The 18611-nt window shown below is 75.3% G+C and carries 16 protein-coding genes; 7 read left to right on the top strand and 9 right to left on the bottom strand.

What is annotated here, in order from left to right:
* Positions 1-23 precede the first annotated feature (23 nt).
* The 3 genes from V1J52_RS18875 to V1J52_RS18865 form a co-directional block, all read right to left on the bottom strand.
* Entirely contained in the window at positions 24-1241 is a 1218-nt protein-coding gene (locus tag V1J52_RS18875; protein WP_330141060.1) for a hypothetical protein, read from the bottom strand.
* Positions 1238-1912 (bottom strand): SigE family RNA polymerase sigma factor, encoded by a 675-nt coding sequence (locus V1J52_RS18870; protein WP_443075866.1) that lies wholly within the window; start codon positions 1910-1912, stop codon positions 1238-1240. The genes V1J52_RS18875 and V1J52_RS18870 overlap by 4 nt, the downstream gene beginning before the upstream one ends.
* Positions 1913-2330: 418 nt before the next feature.
* A complete protein-coding gene (locus V1J52_RS18865; protein WP_330141059.1) occupies positions 2331-3605 on the bottom strand; it encodes an aspartate kinase in 1275 nt (424 codons plus the stop codon).
* A 225-nt stretch (positions 3606-3830) separates the two neighbouring features.
* Between V1J52_RS18865 and V1J52_RS18860 the strand changes: the two genes are divergently transcribed.
* Together V1J52_RS18860 and V1J52_RS18855 are read left to right on the top strand one after the other, a co-directional pair.
* On the top strand, positions 3831-4328 hold the full coding sequence (locus V1J52_RS18860) for a DinB family protein (protein ID WP_330141058.1): 498 nt from the start codon (positions 3831-3833) through the stop codon (positions 4326-4328).
* 181 nt (positions 4329-4509) lie between these two features.
* Entirely contained in the window at positions 4510-4737 is a 228-nt protein-coding gene (locus V1J52_RS18855; protein WP_330141057.1) for a DUF5133 domain-containing protein, read from the top strand.
* Here the strand turns inward: V1J52_RS18855 and V1J52_RS18850 are convergent.
* On the bottom strand, positions 4727-5410 hold the full coding sequence (locus V1J52_RS18850) for a ScbR family autoregulator-binding transcription factor (protein WP_330141056.1): 684 nt from the start codon (positions 5408-5410) through the stop codon (positions 4727-4729). The genes V1J52_RS18855 and V1J52_RS18850 overlap by 11 nt on opposite strands.
* 176 nt (positions 5411-5586) lie before the next feature.
* On the opposite strand from V1J52_RS18850, the gene V1J52_RS18845 reads away from it, so the two are divergent.
* Positions 5587-6516: a ScbA/BarX family gamma-butyrolactone biosynthesis protein gene (locus V1J52_RS18845; RefSeq protein WP_330141055.1), complete on the top strand. Its 930-nt coding sequence runs from the start codon at positions 5587-5589 to the stop codon at positions 6514-6516.
* Positions 6517-6835: 319 nt separating this feature from the next.
* Positions 6836-7531, top strand: coding sequence for an HAD family hydrolase (locus V1J52_RS18840; protein ID WP_330141054.1), 696 nt, complete (start codon positions 6836-6838; stop codon positions 7529-7531).
* Between the two features lie 163 nt (positions 7532-7694).
* On the opposite strand, the gene dhaL is transcribed toward V1J52_RS18840, so the two are convergent.
* The 5 genes from dhaL to V1J52_RS18815 all read right to left on the bottom strand — a co-directional run bounded on the left by dhaL (position 7695) and on the right by V1J52_RS18815 (position 12075).
* The gene (gene dhaL / locus V1J52_RS18835) at positions 7695-8357 is read right to left on the bottom strand and encodes a dihydroxyacetone kinase subunit DhaL (RefSeq protein ID WP_330141053.1); all 663 of its coding nucleotides are present in this window, start codon (positions 8355-8357) and stop codon (positions 7695-7697) included.
* A gap of 25 nt (positions 8358-8382) precedes the next feature.
* Entirely contained in the window at positions 8383-9381 is a 999-nt protein-coding gene (locus tag V1J52_RS18830; protein ID WP_330141052.1) for a dihydroxyacetone kinase subunit DhaK, read from the bottom strand.
* Positions 9382-9560: 179 nt separating this feature from the next.
* Positions 9561-10460, bottom strand: coding sequence for an SGNH/GDSL hydrolase family protein (locus tag V1J52_RS18825; RefSeq protein ID WP_330141051.1), 900 nt, complete (start codon positions 10458-10460; stop codon positions 9561-9563).
* Between the two features lie 303 nt (positions 10461-10763).
* Positions 10764-11465: a DUF4232 domain-containing protein gene (locus V1J52_RS18820; RefSeq protein WP_330141050.1), complete on the bottom strand. Its 702-nt coding sequence runs from the start codon at positions 11463-11465 to the stop codon at positions 10764-10766.
* A gap of 61 nt (positions 11466-11526) precedes the next feature.
* The gene (locus tag V1J52_RS18815; RefSeq protein WP_330141049.1) at positions 11527-12075 is read right to left on the bottom strand and encodes an ATP-binding protein; all 549 of its coding nucleotides are present in this window, start codon (positions 12073-12075) and stop codon (positions 11527-11529) included.
* Positions 12076-12244: 169 nt separating this feature from the next.
* Here V1J52_RS18815 and V1J52_RS18810 point away from each other — a divergent pair, with 169 nt between their 5' ends.
* From V1J52_RS18810 to V1J52_RS18800, 3 genes are all read left to right on the top strand, one after another.
* Positions 12245-15007 carry a helix-turn-helix transcriptional regulator gene (locus tag V1J52_RS18810; RefSeq protein WP_330141048.1) on the top strand — a complete coding sequence of 921 codons (2763 nt, stop codon included), beginning with the start codon at positions 12245-12247 and terminating at the stop codon, positions 15005-15007.
* A gap of 608 nt (positions 15008-15615) precedes the next feature.
* The gene (locus V1J52_RS18805; protein WP_330141047.1) at positions 15616-17487 is read left to right on the top strand and encodes a S8 family serine peptidase; all 1872 of its coding nucleotides are present in this window, start codon (positions 15616-15618) and stop codon (positions 17485-17487) included.
* Positions 17488-17582: 95 nt separating this feature from the next.
* On the top strand, positions 17583-18611 hold the full coding sequence (locus tag V1J52_RS18800; RefSeq protein ID WP_330141046.1) for a carbohydrate kinase family protein: 1029 nt from the start codon (positions 17583-17585) through the stop codon (positions 18609-18611).

Below are 18611 nucleotides of genomic sequence, written 5' to 3'. Positions count from 1 at the left end.
GCGCGGAACGGGCGCGGGGCGGGTCAGTCGGCGGGGAGCGCACCGGTGCGGTAGACCGTCCCGGCGCAGACGTCGTCGAGGTAGGCGGGCGGCACGGCCGGCTCGCCGGTGGCGGGGACGTAGCGCAGCACGACGGCGGTGGCCGCGCCCCGGCCGTCGTCGTCCCGGCTGCCGCCGGTGCCCGAGCCGGAGTCGGACAGCGGCTTCATGCCGCCCGCCTCGGAGGGCGTCGCGCCGTCGCCGGGGGCCTCCTCGCCGCCCTCCACGTCGCCGGGCGCCTCGGTGCCGCCGGTGCCGCCCGTCGTGCCGTCGCCGGTGCTGGGCTCCGGCTCCGGTTCCGGCCCCGGCCCCGGGCTGCCCGAAGCGGGCTCCTCGGGCGGTGCCGGGCAGCCGTTCGCGCCGCGTGCGGTGTCCGGCAGCCACGCGAAGCGCACCTGGTAGGAGTCGCCCGGCCGCAGGACCAGCTCGTCCGAGGTGCCGGGGCCGGGCAGCCCGGTGACCCGGCCGTCCCCGGTGTGCTCCAGCACGGTGACGGCGGCCGGGTCGGCCGCGCCCCGCGCCGTCGCGGTGAGCTGGTCGCCGCCGGGGACGCGGCAGCTGTCGCCGGAGACGTTGGCCAGCCGGAACGAGCCGTGGACGGAGCCGTCCTCCTGCGGTTCCCCGACCCGGACGACGGGCTCGCCGAGCTGGTCGCGCGCGCAGCGCGGTGACGCGGCGCCCGCGGCGTCCGTGCCGTCGGGCGAACTGGAGCTGCCCCGGGTCGGCTCGGCGGGGGACGTCGTCCCCTCCCCGCCGGTGCCGCCGTCGGGGCCCTCGTCGGCGGCGCCGCCCGCCGGGCCCGCCGCCTCCCGGCCGCCGTAGGGTTCGCCGCCGTCGTTCCGGCCGCTGTGCGCGGCGTTCGTCCGGCCGTCGTCGCCGAGCGGGCCGGGGACGACGCCGGTGGACATCAGCGCCGGGACGGTGACGGCGGTGACGAGCACGGCCGCCGCGGCCCCGATCGCGGTGTGCCGCCGCCGGGCGCGGCGGGCGGGCACGGCGCGCCGGAGGTGGTCGAGCGCGTCGGGGGAGGGCTGGATGCCGCTCACCACGTCCCGCATCAGCTGGTGCAGGGCCTCGGCGTCCGCGGGGTCCTGCCCGTCGTGCCCCTCGGGCCCACCCGGCCTGCCGTGTCCGGCGCCGTGCTCCCGGCCGTCCGCGGGATCGTGCCCGTCGCCCGGTCGTCCGTTCCTGCCCGTCGTCATGCCGGTGTTCCCATCGCGACGCGCAGCGCGGCGATGCCGCGCGATCCGTATGCCTTGACCGAGCCCCGGGATATGCCGAGCGTCTGCGCCACCTGTTCTTCGGTCATGTCGGCGAAGTATCGCAGCACCAGCACCTCGCGCTGACGCCGCTGGAGCCCGCGCAGGGCCCGCTTCAGCTCGTCGCGCTCCAGCGCCTCGTAGGCGCCCTCCTCCGCGCTCGCGGCGTCCGGCATGGGCTTGGCCAGCAGTTTCAGGCCCAGGATGCGGCGGCGCAGGGTGGAGCGGGAGAGGTTGACGACGGTCTGCCGCAGGTAGGCCAGCGTCTTGTTCGGGTCCTTGACGCGTCGCCGCGCGGAGTGGACGCGGATGAACGCCTCCTGGACGACGTCCTCGCAGGAGGCGGTGTCGTCCAGCAGCAGCGCGGCGAGGCCGAGCAGCGAGCGGTAGTGGGCGCGGTAGGTCTCGGTGAGGTGGTCGACGGTGGTCCCCACGGCCGCCGTCCCCCCGTCAGCTTCGCTCTGCTCTGCGGGGTGCGGCACGGGCCGCGCCGCCGTCCCCAGGGAGACCGGCCAGTGTGCTGTCACGGGCGTGCCCCCGGCCGCCGCCACCCGTCGTGGTGCGGGTGTGCGGGGTCGCCGTAGGACAGCCGTCGTTGCGAGTGCCTCTGCCACGCCTGTTGGACACGCTTCCCCCCGTCAGGGTTGTACGCGTCCGGCATCGTGATCGACGATGCACGAAACGCCCCCATGCGTACCGCCTACTTTCCGTTCGCCCCGTCGCACGCCGCCCCACCCCCACCGGCGTCTGTGCGCGGCGTGCGGACCCGAAGACGCGGACGCCCGGCCTCTGGTTGCAATGGGCGCGTCAAAATCCTCTGTCAGGCCGTTGGTCTATATCAAGTCACGATCACCACAACTTGATCACAACTGCGGGGCATTCGACGCGGATGCGGTCACAAGGGACGCGGGGAGGAGCGAGGGTGTATCGGCCCTGGTCGCACGCGCGGGCGGGGGCCACGGGTGATCACCCGTGGCCCCCGCCCGGCGGAGGTGCCGCGCCGCGTGCGGCGCGGCGCGGTCGTTCCTCGCGTCAGCGCCCGGTGCCGCCGTAGACGACGGCCTCGTCGGAGTCGCTGTCGAGCCCGAAGGCGGTGTGCACGACGCGCACGGCCTCGTTGACGTCGTCCTGCCGGGTGACGACCGAGATGCGGATCTCCGAGGTGGAGATCAGCTCGATGTTCACGCCCGCGTTGGACAGCGCCTCGAAGAACGTCGCCGTGACGCCGGGGTTCGTCTTCATGCCCGCGCCGACCAGGGAGATCTTGGCGACCTGGTCGTCGTAGCGCAGCGAGTCGAACCCGATCGTCTCCTTGCGCTTCTCCAGCGCCTCGATCGCCTTCTTGCCGTCCGTCTTCGGCAGCGTGAAGGAGATGTCGGTCAGGCCCGTGGACGCCGCCGACACGTTCTGCACCACCATGTCGATGTTCAGCTCGGCGTCCGCGATGGCGCGGAAGATGGCCGCCGCCTCACCCGGCTTGTCCGGGACCCCGACGATCGTGACCTTGGCCTCGGAGGTGTCGTGCGCGACTCCCGAGATGAGCGCCTGCTCCATCGGTTCGTCCCCTACTCGCGGTTCGTTGCTGACCCACGTGCCCGGCAGGCTGGAGAAGGACGACCGGACGTGGATCGGGATGTTGTAGCGGCGTGCGTACTCCACACACCGGTGCAGCAGCACCTTGGAGCCGGAGCTGGCCAGCTCCAGCATGTCGCCGAAGGAGATCCAGTCGATCTTCCGGGCCTTCTTCACGACCCGGGGGTCGGCGGTGAAGACGCCGTCGACGTCGGTGTAGATCTCGCAGACCTCGGCCTCCAGCGCGGCGGCCAGCGCCACCGCGGTGGTGTCGGACCCGCCGCGGCCCAGCGTGGTGATGTCCTTGCTGTCCTGGGACACGCCCTGGAAACCGGCGACGATGGCGATGTTGCCCTCGTCCACGGCCGTCTTGATGCGACCGGGCGTCACGTCGATGATCCGCGCCTTGTTGTGCACGGAGTCGGTGATCACCCCGGCCTGGCTTCCGGTGAAGGACTGCGCCTCGTGGCCCAGCGATTTGATCGCCATGGCCAGCAGGGCCATGGAGATGCGCTCCCCGGCGGTCAGCAGCATGTCGTACTCGCGGCCGGAGGTGACCGGGGACACCTCGCTGGCGAGATCGATCAACTCGTCCGTCGTGTCGCCCATCGCCGAGACCACGACGACCACCTGGTGGCCGCGCTTCTTCGCCTCGACGATCCGCTTGGCAACGCGCTTGATGCCCTCTGCGTCGGCAACGGAGGAGCCGCCGTACTTCTGCACGACTAGGCTCACGTGCGCTCCTCGTTTCTCAGCTCACCGGACCCTTTAGCCGGGGCCCTCGGTCGGCACATTTTATCGAGCGGACGCCGTCCGGCCTCCCGGAGCCGCATCCTGAGACACGCACACCCGCTCAGCGGGCACCCCTGCCCGTTCCGGGCGGAGACACACGGAAACGTAAGGCAGCTCACACCGCCCCCGCCCCTGGGGCCGGCCGTGCGCGGCCGTAGCATCGCCCCCGTGACGGATCTGCCAGTTCCCGCCCGGGTGACGACCGCCGGTGAGCGCGAGGTGCTCGAAGCCTTCCTCGACTTCCACCGGGACATCGTGCGGGCGAAGCTCGCCGGCGTTCTTGACGAGGCCGCCCGCAGCCGTCTGGTGCCCTCGTCCACGACGCTGTCGGGGATCGTCAAGCACCTCACCGCGGTGGAGGGCATCTGGTTCCGGCACGTCCTGCTCGGCGAGGGCCCGCCGCCTCCCCCGACGCAGGAGGCGCACTGGGAGATCGGCCCCGGGGAGACGCCGGAGGTGCTGATCGCCGCGTACGACGCGGCGTGCGAGCTGTCCCGCCGCTCGGCCGCGGACCTGCCGCTGGACCACACCGGGAGGCACGCCCTCCTCGGTGAGGTGTCGCTGCGCTGGATCTACGGGCACATGATCGGCGAGACCGCCCGCCACGCGGGCCACGCCGACATCCTCCGCGAGCAGACCGACGGCCGCACCGGCATCCTCGGCTGACCGGCTCCCGTCCTTCACCCGCCGGGGTCGGGCGTGCGCGGTGCGGGGGCGGTTCCCCGGGGATGCGTGCGTGGTGAAGACAGTTGGGGAGGGTGGTGCATGCGGGGCGAAGGCCGGGGTAACAGCGACGGCAGACCACCCCGCCCCAACGACCTGTAGGGCATGACCAAGGGAGACCACCGTGCTGATGGCCCACCCCGCCGTTCTGAGCAAGCTCGTCGCCGAGTACGAGACCCTGGCCGCGCTGCACGCGGAGGAGGGCAGCCCCGAGGTGCGCCAGCGCATGGAGGACCTCGCGTACACCCTGTGCGTCTCCACCGGCACCCGGGACGTGGACAGCGCCCTGGTCGCGGCCCGGCACCGGCTGCCCGGCGCCCGGGTGGAGGACGACTCGGTCCTCAGCGGCTGACGGCTCCCGCTCCCGTCCGGGGCGGCGCGGCGGGCCGGGGCAGCTCCTCGGTGAAGCCCCGCCGCGCCCGTTCCAGCAGGCCCTGGGAATCGGGGTCGGCCTGGAGGGCGGGCAGGAGCAGCAGCCACAGGTCGTGCAGCCGCGCCTCGATGGTCTGCCGCCCGTCCAGGGCGTCGGCGACGGTGTGCAGGCCGAAGAACGCGGAGACGACGCCGTGCGCGGCGCGGGCCGGGACGGCGCCGGGAGCGAGGTCCCCCTCCTCCCCGGCCCGTTCCAGCAGGCCGGTGACCGTGCCGATCCACCCCACGAAGGGCGCGGGCAGGTCCGCCTCGATGGACTTGCGCTCGGCGGACAGCCGGGCGCCCGCACGGGCCACGACGTCGTCGCGGAAGGCCCTCGCCACCGCGAAGCTCAGCCGGACGGTGCCCTCCAGCGCGGGCAGCGCGGCGGGCGCGTGCCGGGCGATGAGCGGGGGCCAGGTGGCGAAGTGCTCGCGGACCACGCAGGCGGCGAGGTTCTCCTTGCTCGTATAGTGGAAATAGATCGCGCCGCTGGTGCGTCCGGACAGGGCGCTGATGTCGCTGATGCTCGTGCCAAAGAATCCGCGCTGGTCGAAGAGGTGCGCTGCCGCTTCGAGAATGGATCTGCGGGTGGTCTCGGCGCGTTTTTGCACGGGCTTCCCACTCCTGGCCGTCGTGTCGGATGGACCGGGTGGAACTTATTGGCTCGGCGTGCGCCATTTCTCCCTTTACTGCCGATGCGGCCCATCAACACCCGCACGGGTGACGTGCTGCCTGTCCCAGACCCACTGGCAAGCGGCCCGGCCGAAGTTGTTATCTGCTTTTCGGTATGAACCCCGCGGACGAGGTGTACCCGGCGCCGGCCTGCGAGGACCGGGCGCTGAGCTGGTCCCGCACCGTGGCGCGGGAGCTGGTCCACCGGGTCTCGGTGGCGGAGGTGCTCCTCACGGACGTCCGGTCGGCCGGGGGCGGGCGCTTCGAGGCGGCGAGCCAGTGGACTCGGTCCCATCCCACCTTCCCGCGCGGCGGTGACGGCCGCCACCATCCGCTCATGGTGGTGGAGACGCTGCGGCAGCTCGGCATCTACGTGCCGCTGCGGTACTACGGCGTCGATCCGGACGCGCACTTCCTGATCCGGGAGACGTCCTACGCGCTCGATCCGGACGCAGAGCCCCGGGCGGTGGACGGCGCCTCGGACGTCGTCTGCGAGGTCGCCGTCTCCCACGTCCGCACGGACCCCTCCGGCATGGTGGGCGGCCTGCGCCTGACGGCGCGCTTCCGGCACGGCGGACGGCCCTTCGCGGTCGCCGCGGGCACGGCCCGGATGCTCGGCGCGGCCCGGTACCGGGAGCTGCGCGGCCCGCGGGTGACGGCCGTGCCGCAGGACGCCGCGGCCCCGGGGCAGCCGCGCCCCGGACCGGGACGGCTCGCGCTCGCCTCGCCGCTGGACGCCATGCTGGCGCACGACGGCGGCGCGCCGCTGATCAGCCCGGCCGATCCGTGGCACCCGTTCTTCTTCGACCACGGCAGCGACCACGTCCCGGGCATGGTGCTGCTGGAGGCCGCCCGCCAGGCGGCTGCGCTGTGCGGCGACGGGACGCGGACGCGTCCGGTCGCCGGCCGGCTGGCCGCCCTCGGATTCACCGAACTGCGTCCGCAGGCCCGCGTTTACGTCCTGTTCCACGGGCGGGTGGCCGTCTTCCGCGTACGGCACGGCGACGTGTTGACCGCCGCCGGGACTCTTCACTATTCCGAGTGAAGGAAAGCACCGGAAAGCGGCGGAGACCGTAAACCATAAAGGCATTTCCCTGATTATTAATTTCTTCACACCTTTACGAAGGTAATTGACTACAGGGCCTGCAGAAATTAACGTAGCGTTCGTTATGTTCCACCCGGCCCGGCCACCGGGCGGAACGACCCCCTGCTACCCGTGTGCACGGGAAGCAGGACCGGCCGCGTTCCGGCGCGGAACCCGCCCGCATGCCGCGCGGAAACCTTTCCCCCGGACCCGCCGACCGTTCCTGCGTGGAAAGCATGCGGGCCGCAGTCGTCCAGCCCCATTCCTGGAGGGCAATCGCATGACAGAAGAACGCATTCTCGCCTGGACGCCGAACGCTGTCGTATTCGACTGCGACGGCACACTGATGGACACGGAACGCCACTGGGAGGGCGCCAGGGAGCTGGTGCTCGAAGCCTTCGGCGTCTTCCCCGGACCGGAGTTCGCCGAGCGTTCCAAGGGCGTGCACTTCACCGCCTGCGGCCGCCTCATGGCCGAGGCGGCGGGCCGCCCCGAGCTGGCGGACGTGATGACGGAGCAGCTCCTCACCGGCTTCCGCTACCTCGTGGCGCAGGACCCGGTCACCACGCCCGGCGCGGCCGAGCTGGTGGCACGCGCCGCCGAGTTCGCACCGCTGGCCGTGGCCAGCAACTGCCCGCGCGACGTCGTGGAGTCCTGCCTGGGCACGGCCGGGCTCCTGGGCCGCTTCTCGCACGTCGTCGTACCCGACGGCGACGTGCGGCCCAAACCCGAACCCGACGTGTACGCCACCGCCGCACGGGCCTGCGGTGCGGCGCCGGAGGACTGCCTCGCCGTGGAGGACTCCCTCTGCGGCATCCAGTCCGCCGTGCGGGCCGGACTGCGGGTCATCGGCGTCGGACCGCGCCCGGACCCGGAGAGCCTGTCGCTGGTGGACCTGTGGGTCCGCACCCTGGACGACCCCGGGCTGCTCGCCTGGGCCAGGAGCCGGGCGCCGCTCGCGCCGCTGTCCCGGTAACGCCGCACGGCGGCGGGGCGCGGGCCGCCACGGAGGGGCGGCCCGCGCCCCGGAACCGCCCGGGTGCGACGGCACGGCGCCGGGCACGCACCGGTCCCGCGACGGGGGGCGCACCGGACACGCGCCGGGCGGACGCCCGTCGCGGGAGGCGGACGGGACGCGGCTACGGCAGCAGCGGCGCGAGCGCGGTGACCGGCCGTTCCGCCGAGGCGAACAGCAGCCCGACGCCGACGGCCCCCGGGTCCGGCACGCCCGAGGCCCGTTCGCCCAGGTAGCTGGCCCGGCCGCGCCGGGCCCGCAGCTCGGCCGTGCCGCGGACACCGCTCCAGGCGCCCTCCGCCGCGGCGGCCAGCGCCTTGTCGGGCTTCACGCCGTCCGCGCACTGCTCCAGCGCCTCGGCGGCGGGCACGAGCGCGTCCACCAGCGTCTTGTCGCCCGGCGCCGCCTCACCCACCCGGCGTATCGCCGCGAGACCGGCCCCGGCCCCGGCGGCCAGCGCCGGGGTGGTCAGGTGCGGGCCCGCCGCCCGGACGGCGGCGGCCAGTTCCTGGAACAGCAGCCCGAACAGCGGGCCGCTCGTACCGCCCACCTCGTCCAGGAACACGGTGGCCAGGACGTGCAGCGGCGCCGAGGCGTCGTCCGTCCCGGCCGCGCCCGCGGCCCCGTCCAGGGCACGGACCGCCGAGGTCACCCCGGCGGCGAGGTTCACGCCGAAGTCGCCGTCGCCGGTCCGCTGGTCCAGCGCGGTCAGTTCGGGCTCGGTGCCGTGCACCGACTCGGCGAACCGCCGGACCCAGCCGTCGGTGTACGAAACGTCGTAAATCATGACCACCAGCCCCAGACCTCGTGGACTACCACCGCCATGCCGGTGTGTGCACCGGCGCGTCGAACAGTTTGACGTCCTCCTCGTCCGCGACGAGGAGGGTGAGCGAGAAGCCGCGCATGTCCAGCGCCGTGACGTAGTCGCCGACGAGGCTGCGCCGCAGTTCCACGCCCCGGGCCGCCAGCACCGGAGCCAGCTCGCGCAGCGCCGCGTACAGCTCCAGCCGGGTGGTGGCGCCGAGGCCGCTCACGAGCACGATCACCGGCGCTCCCGGCGGCGGCGCCAGCGACTCCAGCAGCGCGTCACCCATCCGGCGCACCAGGACGTCCAGCGGCTCGCGGTCGAGCGAGCGCGCCGCACGCTCCCCGTGTATGCCGACGCCGTACTCGAACGACCCGGCCGGGATCGTGAAGGCCGGGCCCTCGCCGCCGGGCGCCGTCTGGGCCGCCGAGGCGACGGCGACGCTGCGGCAGCGGGCCGCGACGGCCGTGCCCAGCTCGGCCAGCTCGGTGAGCCCGAGCCCGGTGTCGGCCGCGGCGCCCACGATCTTCTCGACCAGCACGGTGGCCCCGGTGCCGCGCCGGCCGACCGCGATCTCCGCCGACTCCGAGGCGAGGTCGTCGTCGACGAGGACCCGCGCGCACGGCACGCCCTCGTGGGCGAGGCGTTCCGCCGCGATCCCGAAGTTGATCTTGTCGCCGGTGTAGTTCTTCACGATGTGCAGCACGCCGTCGGTTCGCGCCACCGCCCGGGACGCCTCGAACACCTGCCGGTTGTGCGGGGAGGCGAACACCCGGCCCGGAACGGCCGCGTCGAGCATCCCGGCGCCCACGAACCCGTTGTGCAGCGGCTCGTGGCCACTGCCACCGCCCGACAGCACCCCGACCCGGCGGGCCGGGACGGGGTGGCGGGCCCGCAGGAAGCCGTGCGCCGCGTGGTGCTCCACCACGTCGCCGTGAGCGAGGGCGAAGCCCTCCAGCGCGTCGGACACCAGCGACTCGGACGATCGGGCGAAGTACGAGGCCACGGCAGCTCCTGACATCTGTCTGGACCAGTCGGCACTCACGGGTGACCGGCCGCATCGCTGTGCCCATCCTGCGGTGGCCCGGGCGGCACGGCAACCCCCGGACGTCCGTTCACGTGCGTCCGGGGGGCGCGGGCTGCCGGATCGCGCGCGGCGCCACGCGCCGGGTCACGCGCTCCGGCTCAGCGGTCCAGGGTGTCCAGCACCGCGTCCGCGCTGGCGCGCATACCGAGCGCGTTCGGGTGCACGGGGAAGGCGTCCCGCACGTCGAGGACGCCCTCCACCCACCGCACGCCCTCGGCCTGGCAGGCGTCGTGGCCCGCGCTCCGCGCGAAGGTGTCCACGAAGGCCGCGCCGTTCGCCTCCGCCACCTTCCGCAGCCGCTCGTTGAACGACCGCTGCGTGGCGTGCAGGTACGGCGCGTCCCCGTGCGCGTACACGTCCGCGTTGGGGTTGCCGGGCGCGCACTCCTGGGCGGAGGCTGGTGTGAGGACCGGGTAACCGACCAGCAGCACCCGCGCCCCGGGCGCGCGCTCCTTGACGCCGCGGAGCACGGCGGCCACCTTCGGCTCCGCCTCGGCGTACCGCTGCTCCAGCGTGTCCGTTCCGCCACGCGTGTAGTGGTCGGTGCAGGGCGTGCCGTCGCGGTCGAAGACGGCGAGGAACGCGCACGTCAGGACGATGCCCGCGAAGCCGATGTCGTTGCCGCCGATGCCGACGGTGACGAGCTCGGTGTCCGCGCTCAGGGCCCGGAACTGCGGCTCCACGCCGAACTGCGACGTCGTCATGTGGTCGGTGACGGCGCCGCCGCAGCTCACGTCGGTGAACGAGGTGACACCGAGTCGCTCCGCCACGAGGGCCGGGTAGTTCCGCTCGGAGCGGCCGCAGATCCCGGAGTCCGGGTCCTGCCCGGGGATGCCGGGGCCGGAGGTGAACGAGTCCCCCAGCGCGACGTAGCGGCCGGTCTCCGGCTCCGCCGCGGCGGCGGGCGACGCGGTGAGACCGGTCGCGGCCAGCACGGCGCTCAGGGCCGCGACGGCGGCACCCCGCAGGCGCGGGGTACGGGCATGGCGTTCGGACACGGTGACCTCCAAGGGCGGCGACTCCTGGACGCCCGCAGGCTGCTACCGGCCGGTAGCCCTGTCAACGGAACAGCCGCCCCAAGCTCCCGGGCCCGGAGAAGTGGCTCACCCGCCGCACACCGGCGCCTCCGCGACGCGCACCCGGGTGAGTACGCCCCGCGCGCTGCCTCACACCTCCCGGTCCTGGCGGCGGTTGAGATCCCGTCGGGGCGCCGGAGGCTCAGGCGGCCTTCCCGGCCCGGCCCTCACGAGTCCCCGCCTCGGTACCGCGGTGAGAAGGCAGCTCACCGTCCGCAGCGGGCGTCAGGCCGCGGGTTTCCACGGGCTGAGGGCCAGTTTCCCGGTGCTGCCGAGGTCCAGGCCGCCGTCCGGGGTGACCGTCTGCCACGGGTCGCCGGGCGCGGGGGCGACGTCCAGGTGGGTGCCGTGCACCGGAAGGCGGGTGGTGTCGTCGTAGGTGTTGCGCCAGTAGACCGCCGCCCGTGCCTCCTCGCCGGGCCGGAGCGTGACGGGCCGCGGCCCGGGCTCGTCCCCGCCGGTGACGGCCCGGGGGCCGTCGTGCACGGCGACGTCCAGCGGCTGCCGCTCGTCGTCCAGGACGCGCACGTCCGGGTAGCCGTCGACGGTGTGGGGCGTGTCACCGCAGTTGACCAGCCGCAGGCCGAGCGCCCGCAGGCCCGTGGCGGCCTCCACCATGCCCGCCCGGACGAGCATGCCCTCGCCGTCGGCGCAGTCGGCGGGCGGGGGCGGGAGGCTCTCGCCCGGCCGGGGCTTCAGCTCGTAGCCGAAGGGCAGCTCGGGCGTGGCGCCGGGGGAGGACGGGGCGCCGGTGGCCAGCTCGTCGGCGCGGACCTTGAACCAGGGCTCGGAGGGGTCGGCGCCGGGCGGGGACGGGGCGGCCGGTTCGGCGGGCGCCGTCCCGGACTGCGTCCCACAGCCGGTCAGCGTCAGACCGACGCCGAGGACCACGGCGCCCAGCAGGCGGCGTGCGCGGTTCGTCTGCATCCGGTTCACCCCGTGATCGTCGCACGGCGCGTGAACCACTGGCCAGGACCGTCCGGGACGCTCAGGCGCCCGGCCCGCCCTCGGACGGGCCGCCCTCGTCCGGGGCGTCCACGGCCGGAGCGGTGGCGTCCACCGCGGCGCCCTCCGGAGCGGCGCCGTCCAGGGTGATGTCGGCCAGCACCGTCGTGCCGCCCGGCGAGAGGCGCACCGCGGTGCGCGCCGCGTACGCCTCCACCAGGACCAGTCCGCGTCCGCAGGAGACGTCGTCCAGCGGCTCCCGGCGCGGGGCCGTACGGACCTGCCACAGGCCCGCGTCACGCACCTCCACCGTCAGCACCCGGCCGGTGAGGCGGAGCCCGAGGGTGACATCCGGGCTGCCGCTGTGCAGGATGACGTTCGTGACCAGCTCGGAGACGATGACGGTCAGCGACTCGTGCGCGGCCTCCGGCAACCCCCACTGCCGTGCGGTGCGCCCGGCGAACCGGCGCAGCGCGGGCGCGGGCGCGGCGGCCGGGGTCACCGGCAGCGTGCAGCTCACACCGCCGGGCATGCCGCCGGGGCCGGTACGCGCGGCGGCGTACGGCGACTGCTGCTGCGGTGCGGTGATCATGCGGCTCTCCTGCACGCTGGTTCCGCGGCCTGAAACCGGCTCCCCCGGGGGACCCGCGTCCTGGTCTTCCACTGGTAGCACCACGCTCACCGCAGGCACACCGGCGAAACAATCAGTGCCCGCCGTAATACGGATACGCAAAGAACCCGGAAACACCTGAGGGGCAGCGGTGAGCATCGGCACGGACACGGCGGGTGAGCCGCCCTGGGAGCGGCGGGTGCGGCGGACGCTGGCCGGGACGGCGGGCGGCCCGCTGCTGCTCCTCGTCGAGGGCGCCGCGGGCACGGGCAAGAGCACGCTCGCACACCGGCTGCTGGGCCTGCCCGAGGCGGCGCACGCCCACCGCGCCGTCCACCGCGCCGAGGCGGGCGCGGACGCGCTGGAGACCACCGCCGACGGACCGGCGCTGCTCGTCGTGGAGGACGTCCACCGCGCGGACACCGCCGTGCGGGGCCGGCTGCGCCGCCTGCTGGAACACCCGGCGGACGGCCTCGTCGCCGTCCTCACCTACCGCCCCGAGGAGCTGTCGGCGCCCGGGCTGCCGCTCGGCGCGGCCGTCCCCTACCCGCCCCGGCTCACCGTGCTGCGGCACCGCGTGCGGCCGTGGACGCCCGCGCAGGTCGCGGAGGCCGCCACCCGGGCGCTGGGCGCGGAACGCTGCACGGCGGAGGCGGCGGCGCGGCTGCACGAGCGGACCGGCGGCGTCGCGCAGGTCGTCGCCGACCTGCTCGGCGTCCTGCGCGACACCGCCCGGCAGCGCTGCACCGCCGCCGACGTGGACGCGGCCGGGGCCCCCGTACGCCTGGCCGAACTCGTCCTCGGCCGCACGGCGGCGCTGGCCGAGCCGGACCGGGCCGTCGTGCGGGCGGCGGCGGTCCTCGACGAACCGGTGGACGCGCGGGAACTGCTCGCCGTCGCCGGGCTGCCCGCCGGAGCCGGACGGGCGGCCCTGCTCGCCGCCCTGCGCGGCGCCGCCCTCACCGAACGGCCCGACGGCCGGTACGGGCTGCCCGTCCCGGTCGCCGCCGAGGCCGTGCGCGACGTCCTGCCCGGACCGGTGCGGACGGAACTGCACGGCCGCGCCGCCGACGTCCTCGCCCGCAGGCAACCGGTGCCGTGGACGCAGCTCGCCCGGCACCGGCTGGCCAGCGGACGCGTCCGGGGCTGGCTCCGCGCCGTCGAGCGGGCCGCCCGGCAGGCCGCGGAGGAGGGGCACCACCAGCGGGCCATCGGGCTGCTGGAGCACACCCTCGCGTCACCGGCCGTGCCGCCGCAGGCCCGCGCCCGGCTCGCGCCGATGCTGGCCCGCAGCGCGGTGGTGGGCCTGCGCTCGGACCAGACCGTCGAGGTGCTGGCGCAGCTCGTCGAGGACGCGGCGCTGCCCGCCGCCGTACGCGGCCAGGTACGGCTGGACCTCGGGCTGCTGCTGTGCAACCAGGTCGGTATGGGACGCAGCGGCTGGGCCGAGCTGGAACGGGCCGCCGAGGAGCTGCGCGGCCGCCCCGAACTCGCCGCCCGCGCCATGTCGGCGCTGGCCATGCCGTACTGGCCCGGCGCCACCCTGGCGACGCACCTGCGCTGGCTGGACCGGGCGCAGGACGCGGCCGCCGAGAGCGGCGACGCCGTCGTCCTGGCCGCCGTCGCCGCCAACCGGGCCGGGGTGCTGCTGAGTTACGGTGACCCGCGCGGCTGGCGGCTCCTGGACGCGCTGCCCACCGGCAGCCCCGACCCGCGCTGCCGCCAGCACGCGGCGCGCGGCCTGTGCAACGCCGCCGACGCGGCCGTGTGGCTCGGCTACTACGAGCGGGCCGGGGAACTGCTCGACGCCGGGCTCGACCTGTCCGCCAAGAGCGGCGCCCCCTACACCGAGCAGACGGGTCTGGGTGCCCGGCTGCTGCTGGAGTGGTCCACCGGCGCGTGGCAGGGGCTGGCCGCCCAGTGCGAGGCGTTCGTCACCGACACCGCCGACATGCCGGTCATCGCCGCCGACGCCCGCACCGTGCTCGGCGTGCTCGCCGTGGCGCAGGGCGAGTGGGGACGCGCCGTCAACTGGCTCTCCGGCAAGGACGCGCCGTCCGCCGACCACGCGGCGGCCCCGCTCGCGGCCACCGCGTCCGCCGCGCTGATCCGCCTCGCCCTGGCCCGGCAGGACGGCGCCGCCGCGGCGGCCGAGGCGAGGGCGGCGTGGGGGAAACTGCGGCAGAAGGGCGTGTGGGTGTGGGCGGCCGAGCTGGCCCCGTGGGCGGTGGAGGCCACCGCGCGGGCGGGGGACGCCCCGGGGGCGCGGGCCATGGTCGCCGAGTTCGCCGACGGGCTGGCCGGGCTGGACTCCCCGACGTCCGCCGCCGCCCTGGTCTGGTCCCGGGCGGCGCTGGCCGAGGCGTGCGGCGATCCGGGCGGCGCCGCGCCGCTCTACCGCGAGGCCGCCGCCGCCTTCGCCGCCCTCCCCCGCCCGTACGCCCGGGCCCTCACGACCGAAGCCGCCGGCCGCTGCGCCCTGGCGGCCGGTGACCCGGCCGGGGCGGACGCGGGCGCCGGCGCCGCGGCGGCCACGGGGACGGGCCCGGAGGCCGGTGACGGCGAGACGGGCGCGGGCGCGGGGGACGGCGCCGGGCGTGCCGCCGGGGCCGTCGAGGAGGTCACGCGCAGCATCGAGCAGTTCACGGCGCTGGGCGCGGTGTGGGACACCGCGCGGGCGCGGGCCGTCCTGCGGGCGCACCAGCCGCAGGAGGACCGGCGTCCGCCGGGGCGGCCGTCCTACAAGGACCAGCTCTCGCCACGCGAACGCGAGGTCGCGGAACTGGCGGCCACCGGGCTGACGAACCGGGAGATCGCCACGACGCTGCACCTGTCCCCCCGCACCGTCGAGCAGCACGTCGCGCGCGCCATGCGCAAGCTCGGCACCACCTCCCGGCAGGACCTCGCCCCCTGACCCGGCCGGACGCCGTCGCGGGCCAGGGCACGGGGCCGCCGGGCGCTGCGGGCCCGCCCGGCGCGGCGGCCCCACCGAGGCGTTGACCTTGCGGGGCGCTGCGGGCCCGCCCGGCGCGGCGATTGCGGACAAAGCCGAAGGCGTGGAGAAAACCGCAGGTCAGGACTGGACCAACTCTCCGCGCCCGGCAGGTTAATTGCGTATCCGTAGGTTCCGGTATCCGGATAGGTCTCCCCGGATTCCCGACCGTAGGTTCCTGGCACCGGCTCGGTCAGACGTTCGCCTGCTGCGGGGGACACGCCACGGCGGACGGACGGCCGACCGGTGTCGTGCACCGGCACCGGAGGAGCTGGTGCGGTGCCGTCGCTCGAACAGGGCGGCGGCATGCGCACCTGCGGTCCGGCACCCGGGCACGGGACGCCCCCCACCCCTCGCGTCCCGGCCCGGCCCCTGCCGCCGCGCAGCCCCACCGTGCCCGTGCCCCGGCCGCACCCCCCACACCGTCTGCAATCCCACGGGCGGCCGGGCGGACGACACCGCTTGTCATGAACGGCACCACCCCCCACCCGCTCCGGCAGGCCCGGAGCGGGCCCGTGAAAGGCAGCACGTTGAACGGTTCGAGACACCGCAGAAACCTGCGCATATCCGTCCTCGCGGTCACCGCCGCCGCGTTGCTCGGCACCGGCGCCACCACGGCGGCCGGCGCCACCGCGCCCACCGCCAACGTCCCCGCCCGGGACGGCGGTTCCGCCGTCCCCGCGGCCACCCCCGGCACCACCGGCGGCAGCGACACCGCCCAGCCGCAGACCCCCACCGAACGGCTCATCGTCGGCTACAGGACCGGCGCCGCCGAGGCCCGCTCCGACGCCGAAGCGGGCAAGGACGCCCGCGCGAAGGGCCGCAAGGCGGGCAAGTCCGTGGACTTCGACCGCCGCCTGGGCACCGGCGCCGCCCTCCTCGACCTCGGCGGGAAGCTCGACGACCCGCAGGTGCGGGACGTCATCACCGAGTTCAGCGAGGACCCGGACGTCGCCTACGTCGTCCCCGAGACCCGCATGTACGCCACCGCCACGCCCAACGACAGCTACTACACGCGGCAGTGGGACCTCTTCGAGTCCACCGCGGGCATGAACGTCCCCGGGGCCTGGGACACCGCCACCGGCGACGGCGTCACCGTCGCCGTCATCGACACCGGTTACGTCGCCCACTCCGACCTGGCCGCCAACGTCATCCCCGGCTACGACTTCATCTCCGACGCCGCCCGCGCCCGCGACGGCGGCGGCCGCGACAACGACGCCGCCGACCCCGGTGACTGGTCCGGGACCGGCGAGTGCGGCACCCTCCCCGACGGCCGTCCCAGCCCCGCACGCGACTCGTCCTGGCACGGCACCCACGTCGCCGGGACGATCGCCGCGACCACCGGCAACGGCAAGGGCGTCGCGGGCATCGCCCACGACGCGAGGATCCAGCCCGTCCGCGTCCTCGGCAAGTGCGGCGGCACCACCTCCGACATCATGGACGCCATCACCTGGGCCTCCGGCGGCACCGTGCGCGGCGTCCCCGCCAACCCCACCCCGGCCGACGTCATCAACCTCAGCCTCGGCGGCTCCGGAAGCTGTGACGCGGGCACCCAGAACGCCATCAACGGCGCCGTGCAGCGCGGCACCACCGTCGTCGTCGCGGCGGGCAACAGCAACCAGAACGCCGCCTCCTTCAACCCGGCGAGCTGCGCGGGCGTCGTCAACGTCGCCGCCAGCGACCGCCAGGGCAACCGGGCCAGCTACTCCAACTACGGCAGCATCGTGGACATCGCCGCCCCCGGCGGTGAGACGGCCGCCGGCGCCGCGAACGGCATCTGGTCCACGCTGAACAGCGGCACGTCGAGCCCGTCCGGCGAGAACTACGCCGCCTACCAGGGCACCAGCATGGCCGCCCCGCACATCGCCGCCCTCGCCGCGCTGATGTACGAGGCGCAGCCGACGCTGACCCCCGGGCAGATCGAGGCCGCGATCAAGAACAGCGCCCGCGCCCTGCCCGGCTCCTGCCCGGGCGGCTGCGGCGCCGGACTCGCCGACGCCGCGCGCACCCTCGCCTCGCTGGGTGACGGCGGCGGCGAGGAGCCGCCCCCGTCCGGCGGCACCTTCGCCAACACCGACGACGTCGCCATCCCGGACAACGGCACCGGCGTCACCTCGCCCGTCACCGTGTCCGGCCGCGGCGGCAACGCGCCGACGGACCTGAAGGTCGCCGTCGACATCAAGCACACCTTCCGGGGCGACCTCGTCATCGACCTCGTGGCCCCGAACGGCGCCTACGAGCGGCTGAAGACCTCCTCGTACTACGACAGCGCCGACAACGTCGTCCAGACGTACACCGTCGACGCCTCCGGCGTGGCCGCCGACGGAACCTGGCGGCTGCGGGTCTACGACACGTACCGCGGTGACACCGGGTACATCGACTCCTGGAGCCTGACCTTCTGACAGGCCAGCACTCCAGGACCCCAGAGGGCCTGCCGACGCCGAGGGGGCGTGGGCAGGCCCTCGCCCACGCGTACGGTGCGTGCAGGAGGTGCGCGATGGACGGAACGCGGCAGGAGCAGAACGCGGCGCCGGGCGGAACGGCGGACGGGTCGGCGCCGGACGGAGTGGCGGCCGACGGGGCCCGGCCGGAGCCGGGCGCGGCGGCGGGCGGCGCGGCACCGGCCGGACGGCGGGTGACGGTCGTCGGGGAGGTGCTGGTGGACCTGCTCTGGCGGGCCGGAGCCCGGGAGGTCCTGCCCGTCCCCGGCGGCAGCCCCGCCAACGTCGCCGTGGGCCTGCGCCGCCTCGGCTGCCCCGCCACCCTCGTCACCGCCTGGGGCGACGACCCGCCCGGCGAACTCGTCGCCGCCCACCTCTCCGGCACCGGCCTCGACGTGCGCCGCGCCCCCACCACGTCCGGCCGCACGACCGTCGCCCTCGCCCACGTCGACCGCACCGGCTCCGCCACCTACGACTTCATCGCCGCCTGGGACCCCCGGGAACTGCCGGTACCGCCCGACACCGCCGTACTGCACACCGGATCGCTGGCCACCGTCGTCGAGCCCGGCGCCGACCGCGTGCTGGAGGTGTGCCGGTGGCTGCACGGCTCCCCCGGACGCACCGTGGCCGCCGACCTCAACGTCCGGCCCGGCGTCCAGCCCGACCGCACCGCCTACCGCGAGGCGTGCCTGCGCCTGGCCACCGTCACCGACGTGCTCAAGGCCAGCGACGAGGACCTGGCCTGGCTCTACCCCGCCGTCCCCGCCGAGGAGGCCGCCCGCACCCTGCTCGCCGCCGGGCCCCGGATCGTCGTCGTCACGCGCGGCGCGCGCGGAGCCCTCGCCGTCACCGCCGGCACCCGCGCCGAGGTCCCGGCGCCCCCGGTGGACGTCGTGGACACCGTCGGCGCCGGGGACGCCTTCCAGGCCGCACTCCTCGACGCCGTCGCCTCCGGGGCCCCGCTCACGACCGCCGGGGAGATCACGGCCGTGCTGAACCGCTGCACCGCCGCCGCCGCGCTCGCCTGCGCCCGCCCCGGAGCCGACCCGCCCACCCGCGCCGCGCTGGACGCCGTCACCGGTTGA

It is taken from the genome of Streptomyces solitudinis (assembly GCF_036323765.1).
Taxonomy (GTDB): Bacteria; Actinomycetota; Actinomycetes; order Streptomycetales; family Streptomycetaceae; genus Streptomyces.
This window is presented reverse-complemented; position numbering and strand designations above follow the sequence as displayed.

Bases quoted from the DNA above. Each gene is read 5' to 3' on its own strand.
- V1J52_RS18820 (WP_330141050.1), bottom strand. From the start codon at position 11,465: ATGCAGACGAACCGCGCACGCCGCCTGCTGGGCGCCGTGGTCCTCGGC.
- V1J52_RS18840 (WP_330141054.1), top strand. From the start codon at position 6,836: ATGACAGAAGAACGCATTCTCGCCTGGACGCCGAACGCTGTCGTATTC.
- V1J52_RS18800 (WP_330141046.1), top strand. From the start codon at position 17,583: ATGGACGGAACGCGGCAGGAGCAGAACGCGGCGCCGGGCGGAACGGCG.
- V1J52_RS18815 (WP_330141049.1), bottom strand. From the start codon at position 12,075: ATGATCACCGCACCGCAGCAGCAGTCGCCGTACGCCGCCGCGCGTACC.
- V1J52_RS18875 (WP_330141060.1), bottom strand. From the start codon at position 1,241: ATGACGACGGGCAGGAACGGACGACCGGGCGACGGGCACGATCCCGCG.
- dhaL (WP_330141053.1), bottom strand. From the start codon at position 8,357: ATGATTTACGACGTTTCGTACACCGACGGCTGGGTCCGGCGGTTCGCC.
- V1J52_RS18845 (WP_330141055.1), top strand. From the start codon at position 5,587: ATGAACCCCGCGGACGAGGTGTACCCGGCGCCGGCCTGCGAGGACCGG.